Below are 6,000 nucleotides of genomic sequence, written 5' to 3'. Positions count from 1 at the left end.
CCCGGTCCAGGCCCTGGCGACAGGGGCAGGCAGACTTCGTTCATGAGTAGCGCACGTCGGCCCCTCGGCCTAGGCCCGGCGGCCACCCCGCCCTCCTCCGCTCCGACTTCGCAGCGGCTGCTACCCGCCGAACGCGTCGAGCAGCAACAGCCCATCCTCCACGGAGAGCACCAGGCCGTCGCCATGGCGAAGGGCCGGCGGATCCTCGGTGCGGGTAGCACCACCTATCGGGCGGCCCCGGACTGACTCGGGCTCGGGCTCTGCTGGGGCTGCACGGAGTTCGCCGAGGCCTTCCCGAACCCCGGCGTGAGCAGTACCGCGAGCATCGTGACCACGGCAGTCGCAGCCCCGATCGAGGTGCCCAGGTCACCGCGCACATCGGCTCCATGAGCGGTGCGCGCGGTGTACTTGAAGACCGAGAAGCCGACGGCGAGACCCACAATGATGAGCAGGGCCGCCAGCGGCGCGATCTGAATAGTCACGAAGTCCTCCAAGCTGTGTCCGCCGTGGAACGGCGTTGGTTAGTCCGCGTATGCAGACCTCAGCCCTTCGGTGGCGAAGCTTGGGGTTAGACAGCAAAAGAGCCCGACTCATTTCGAATCGGGCTTCGTCACGGTGCCCCGAAGCCCAACCAGAAGGGCCGGGGCGCGTAAGCGCTCGGCACTCGTGGTCGGCAGGTCCTCGGACTGCGCTGCCACCAACGACTACAGGAGGCCAGCTCACCGTTGCGGGACAGTTAACCGGAATTGCACCGGATTCCCCTGCGACGTCCAACACCCAGATTCTACATGCCGGGTTGTCCATCAACCGATCCGTTTCCGCACACCCCCTCGACACGCCCGGGAGCCGGATTCGGGGACCAGTTCCGGTGTCCAACAAGGGTGTTCAGGAAGTCTCGGCGTGCAGGAACGCGGGCACCCCGGTTTCTGTACGGTGACGGCCATGAGCAGCAGCCTGGCCCAGTGGGCCGACAGCGGCGACGACGTCCTGGCCGCCTTCCCCGCCAACCTGACCGGTGTCCTCGTCGGCTACGGCCGCGTGTCCACCAAGGGCCAGCTCCTCGACCGGCAGATCCTCGCCCTGGAGGGCGCCGGGTGCGCGCGGATCTTCGCGGACAAGCTGTCCGGGAAGAACGCCGAGCGGCCCGAGCTGTGGAAGGCCCTCGACTACGCCCGCCCCGGCGACACCCTCGTGGTCCCCTCCCTGGACCGGCTCGGCCGCTCCATCCAGGACCTGATCGCCATCGTGGCCGGCCTGCGCAAGCGCGGGGTCGGCTTCCACTCCCTGCACGAGTCCCTGGACACAACCACACCCGGCGGCAGGCTCGTCTTCCACGTGTTCGCCGCGCTAGCGGAGTTCATCAGGGAGCTCATCGTCCAGGGCACCCACGAGGGCCTGGCCGCCGCGAGGGCCCGCGGCGAACGGATCGGCCGCCCGCCGGCGATGAACGCCGAGCAGGTCCGGCACGCACGCGCGATGCTCGCCGACCCCGAGGCGACAATCGCCTCGATCGCGAAGCTGATCGGGGTCTCCCGGACCACCCTCTACAAGTACGTACCCGAGCTCGGCGCCGGCGGGCGCCCGGTCATCGGCGCCCAGGCCCCGTGAATGCCTCCGTGTCGACGCGTGTCGAACCGGCGCTGGCTTGCCGCCTCACGGTCGCAAGGCCCACCGGTACGGCCACCTGTGGAGCACACAGCGCCTTGGCGCTGCCGACCATGACGTGGTGCCGTCACGGAATCTCCGATTCGGGGCCATCTGTTACGGCAAAGCCTCATGATCCTCGCCGGGCACGGTAGGCGGCCTGGCGGCACTTCGGGCTGCAGTACCGCGCGGTGCTCCGGCGCCGGACCCCTGCCCACAGCACCACACCGCAGGCCGGTCCCCCACACGTCTGCCACGCGAGCATCCAGTCGTGGCGGCCTTCACGGGTGCCCAGGAACTCAGCTGCCTTGGCGTCAACCAGCGTGTTCATCAGCATCTCGGCACGCTCTCGTCGACACCGGAGCCGGTAGGCGCCCGCCACACAGTTCGCTCCGCAGTACCGGCGCCGGGGGGAGGCCTCCCTCGGCAGCAGTCGGCGGCAGCGTCGGTACTCGCAGCGCCGCCGCTTCGTCACCGCCGTCGTCGTCTTCGTGTTCACCGTGGTCACCCTCATCAGCGTGGCGCTGATGAGCCAGGGCCCTGCAAGGGCGCGCGGCACGGGCGCACGCCCCGTAAGGAAAGATCCAGGATCCTAGATCCTAGATCCAGACGACGAGCCCTCGCGAGGATGCATCGAGTCCTCCACGAAGCTGCGTTGACCTGCGCTTTCTCTGACCCCTTGGGGATAGCCGCGGCTTGGGCCCCCGATCGCCTCCTGCCACCGGCAGCCGCTGCCGGCCCCTGGGATCGAATCCGGCGAATCGGCGGAAAGCGGTTCTGCGGAAACCCTCGCGAGGGCTCGTCGAATCCTCGCGAGGGCTCTACGAGCCCTCCTCCCCGCGGGGACTACACCGTCGGAATCTGCGAGGTGAGGCGCGCGAGCGGGGAGGGTCGGCCCTTCGGGGTGGCGCGGACCGGGTCCCAGTCGATCGCCGGATGGACCAGGAGCACGTCGAGGTCGCCGAGCCGGAAGAGCGCCACGCACGGTGCGTCCCGGCGGCGCTGCCATCCGCTGTGCACCCACATCTGCGGGCGCAGCCACTTCGCCCTGGTCAAGTGGTCGAAGTCGCAGGCCCGGATGCCCAGGTACTTCGCCGCCGCCGTACGGTCCAGCAGCCGGCCGTTGTGCTTCGCGCGCTCCAGCACCGCCCGGTCGGCGAAGTCCTCCAGGGCCTGGCCGTCGTAGAGAGCGTGGCCCTTGTAGTCGCCGACCCGCTCGACCAGGCCCAGCCGGTCCAGCTCCACCATCACCTCGGCGGCGACCGGCACCTCGAACCGCTCCTCCAACAGGGCCGCGGCCCGCACCGCGCCCATGTCCGGCAGACCGCCGGTCTCCGTACGGATCTCCTCCGCCCGCCCCGCGACCTCCTCGACCACGGCCGCCGACCAGCGCCGGCCCCCGACGTCGGCGGGCGGGATCAACCCCTTCGCCACCGCCCGCTCGAACCTCCACAACCAGAACCCCAGCCGATCCGGGAACTGCTGCGGACAGTAATCCGCCCGCTCCTGCGTCTTGCCCAAGCCACCCATCCAAGCCTCCGCATAACGACGAAAAACCAGGCCCATCCCCTGCCCCGACACCACGAAAGTAACGCCCCCGAACCAGCCGCGCAAGGACCCGAAAACCGGCTCTGACCTGGGCTTTCTTAGTTCGCGACGGATGGCGCGTAATCTAGCTTGTTTGAACGCTGATGAGTATTAAGACCAGCGATCACGCCATCGTTCCCGAAAGGCTTTGGGTCATCTTTTTCGCGGCTATTTCTGCTGGCTTTTTTGCTTGCTTTCTCGCATGCGGTTATAGGCGTGGTCGTGTTATCTAGCAAGATTGGACGTTCTATCTGGCGCCGGGGTTCGGAAGACCCCCCGGGCGCAGGCCGTCAGTCGCGGCGGGCTTTGAGTTGGTTGATCAGGTCGCGCACGCCGTCTGCCTGGCCGGTGAGCCGTTCGGCTTCGAGGCGGCAGGTGACGATCCTGGAGTTCCAGTGGATGACCTCGTTCGCCGCCTTGGCGATGGCGTCGATGTCGCCGGCCTCTACTGCTCGGCTCTGGGCTTCCTCTGCCGTGGCTTTGCGCTGCTCCGCGAGGGCGGTGTCGCGCCGGGCCTGGGTGGCAGCGGCCCGCAGCCTGTTCTGTTCACGGCGTGCCCGTTCGGGAGCGGCGGCCAGGGCGTGGTCGAGCGCGGCGCGCAGGATGTCGCCGGTGGTGACCACCTTCGACCTCAGCTCGCCGCGCTCCACGAGCTCCTCGGCGGGCGGGGTCTGAGCGAAGGCCGCGGCCATCGCGGCCAGCACGGTCACGCCGCCGTGTTCACGGACGGATTGACGCATGATCACGTCGGGTCCGTCTCCCCACCGGTCCGCCCACTCCTGGAGCTTCTGCTCGATCTCCGCGTTGTGCCAGTAGCAGGCGCGCTGGAGCCGCTCGCCCAGTTCGTGCGGCAGCCGGACCCCGAGGCGACCCAGGAATCGGGTCTCCCCCTCATCGTGGTGGGCCGAGTAGCGGACCGGGTCGGTGCCCCACCGGCGGCCGGCGCCCAGTGCCCCCGGCGGGATCTGCGGCCATTCGCGGTCCCAGTCCCGGGCTGCCAGCTCGGCCCTGACCCCGGGCACCAGCACCCAGTCCCGGCTGCCCGCCAGTTCACCGGCTTCGCGGCGCTCGACGAGCAGCTCCCGGGTCGCCCGCCTTGCCTGCGCGAGCTTTCCGGCCCGCAGGCCCAGGTGCCCCTGGCGCTGCTTCGCCAGCCAGGCCCGCTCTTCGCCCGCGGCCATCGCAGCCACCAGGTCGAGGAGCCTCAGCCGCTCCTCCACCACCGCCACCGTGTACTGCACCGTCGCCGTTCCCATGCGCGCAATCATGCGAGATAAAGCGCCGGAATCACACCCGGTCCCCCAGGCCCTCAGCCACACGAGGGACGACACCCGCAAACGTGCGGCCAATCTTGCTAGATAACGCGAAGGCAACCGCGCTCCTTCCTGCTGGCGTTTCCGCCCGCCGCTCTGCTGGCGATCTCGCTTGCGGGAATCCGGCCCCGCGACACGAGGGGTTCCCGCTTGCACCCAAGGTGGTGGACGGGCAAGGCTGCCCGCAGGACTCAATGGAAGGGGCTCTCATGGCCCAAGAAGAGGGACCGCTCTGCGTCGCGGAGTACAGCGAGAAGGGTGGTGTCGGCAAGACCAGCATCACCGCCGGCCTCGCGGCCGTCGCCGCGGATCGCGGACTGCGGGTCGGCGTAGGCGACCTTGACCCTCGCGGCACGCTCACCGACGAACTCGGCCTGGACGAGGACGAGCTTGAGCACACCATCAACGACATCTTCCACGTAGACACCTCGAAGAAGGCCCGGCCTCCACGGGACCCCGCCGAGATCGTGCACGAGGTGTTCGTCCCCGCCGGCCGCGGTTGGCCCTCCAACATCAGGATCCTCCCGGTCGACCGCGACTTCGCGAACCGGGAGAGCGACCCCACGCCCACCATGGAGTTCCGCCTCAAGCGTGCGCTCTGGGGCCTGCGCGAAGAAGTCGACATCTTCTTCCTCGACGTTCCGCCGCGCGCCGGCGGAAAGCTCGCGGGCGCCGCGCTCCTCGCCTCCAGGCAGGTCCTGCTTCCCGCGACGCTCACCAAGGACGGGTACCTCGGCGTCCAGGAGGGCCTCCGCTCGATCGCCCACTACAACGGGCCCGGATGCCTCAACCCCGACCTGGTGCTCTCCGGTGTCGTCCGGAGCATGGTGCCGCGCAAGAAGGAGTTCAGCGCCGTCAACGCGCACTGGCAAGAGCGCCTGATCGACGACTTCGGCGACTTCCTCCTGCCCGACGCCGTGCCCTTCCTCGCAGTCCGCGAAGTCGCCCGCACCGCCTGCAAGCCGATCACTGCCGCGCCCGGCCGGTACGCCAAGTCCCTCGTCAGGACCTACGGCCAGATCCTCGACCACATCCTCAAGACCGCCAAGGAGCAGAGCTGATGGGCAGCTTCCTCAACGACGCCCTCAACGACGACAAGCGGAAGGCCGACAAACGGCGCGAGGCTGATCCTGCCGACCCTGGCAACGCCCAGGAGCCCGACTGGGACTCCATCGGCAAGCCGTCCCGGCCTGCCGGACGTCGTGTCGGCCGACCCAAGGGCCCCGAGCGTGTCCCGCTCACCGTCCGGATCCTTCCGAACACCAACTCCCTCCTGACCAAGGCCGTAGAGGAGCTGGAGCTGAACCCCCAGTCGATCGTGGAGGAGGCCCTGCTCTCCTACTTCAAGCGCAACAAGATCCAGCTCGACCCTGCGAACGGAGAGCCCTCCAGCGCCGCCTGAGACCCACACAGCCCCTCCAAGGCCCGGGAATGCCCCAACACGGCTCCCGGGCCT

General features: G+C 69.0%; 7 protein-coding genes and 1 riboswitch. Of the genes, 4 read left to right on the top strand and 3 right to left on the bottom strand.

What is annotated here, in order from left to right; all coding sequences use genetic code 11:
- Nucleotides 1-42: 42 nt before the first annotated feature.
- The gene (locus tag ACFRU2_RS41715; RefSeq protein ID WP_382981533.1) at nt 43-246 is read left to right on the top strand and encodes a hypothetical protein; all 204 of its coding nucleotides are present in this window, start codon (nt 43-45) and stop codon (nt 244-246) included.
- Here ACFRU2_RS41715 and ACFRU2_RS41710 read toward each other — a convergent pair.
- Nucleotides 225-482 (bottom strand): hypothetical protein, encoded by a 258-nt coding sequence (locus tag ACFRU2_RS41710; protein WP_382981532.1) that lies wholly within the window; start codon nt 480-482, stop codon nt 225-227. The genes ACFRU2_RS41715 and ACFRU2_RS41710 overlap by 22 nt on opposite strands.
- 172 nt (nt 483-654) lie before the next feature.
- Nucleotides 655-811, bottom strand: a riboswitch (cobalamin riboswitch).
- A 131-nt stretch (nt 812-942) separates the two neighbouring features.
- Between ACFRU2_RS41710 and ACFRU2_RS41705 the strand changes: the two genes are divergently transcribed.
- The gene (locus ACFRU2_RS41705) at nt 943-1,608 is read left to right on the top strand and encodes a recombinase family protein (protein WP_382981531.1); all 666 of its coding nucleotides are present in this window, start codon (nt 943-945) and stop codon (nt 1,606-1,608) included.
- Nucleotides 1,609-2,490: 882 nt separating this feature from the next.
- Here the strand turns inward: ACFRU2_RS41705 and ACFRU2_RS41700 are convergent.
- Both ACFRU2_RS41700 and ACFRU2_RS41695 read right to left on the bottom strand, forming a co-directional pair.
- Nucleotides 2,491-3,165, bottom strand: a complete 675-nt coding sequence (locus ACFRU2_RS41700; protein WP_382981530.1) for a hypothetical protein — start codon at nt 3,163-3,165, stop codon at nt 2,491-2,493.
- A 356-nt stretch (nt 3,166-3,521) separates the two neighbouring features.
- Nucleotides 3,522-4,487, bottom strand: coding sequence for a hypothetical protein (locus ACFRU2_RS41695; protein WP_382981529.1), 966 nt, complete (start codon nt 4,485-4,487; stop codon nt 3,522-3,524).
- A 266-nt stretch (nt 4,488-4,753) separates the two neighbouring features.
- Here ACFRU2_RS41695 and ACFRU2_RS41690 point away from each other — a divergent pair, with 266 nt between their 5' ends.
- A complete protein-coding gene (locus ACFRU2_RS41690) occupies nt 4,754-5,605 on the top strand; it encodes a ParA family protein (RefSeq protein WP_382981528.1) in 852 nt (283 codons plus the stop codon).
- Nucleotides 5,605-5,946, top strand: coding sequence for a hypothetical protein (locus ACFRU2_RS41685; RefSeq protein WP_382981527.1), 342 nt, complete (start codon nt 5,605-5,607; stop codon nt 5,944-5,946). The genes ACFRU2_RS41690 and ACFRU2_RS41685 overlap by 1 nt, the downstream gene beginning before the upstream one ends.
- The last annotated feature ends 54 nt before the right edge of the window (nt 5,947-6,000 follow it).

The organism is Streptomyces sp. NPDC056883, from assembly GCF_042788835.1.
Taxonomy (GTDB): domain Bacteria; phylum Actinomycetota; class Actinomycetes; order Streptomycetales; family Streptomycetaceae; genus Streptomyces; species Streptomyces stoeckheimensis.
The sequence above is the reverse complement of the archived record's forward strand: the minus strand, read 5'-3'. Positions and strand labels throughout refer to the sequence as shown.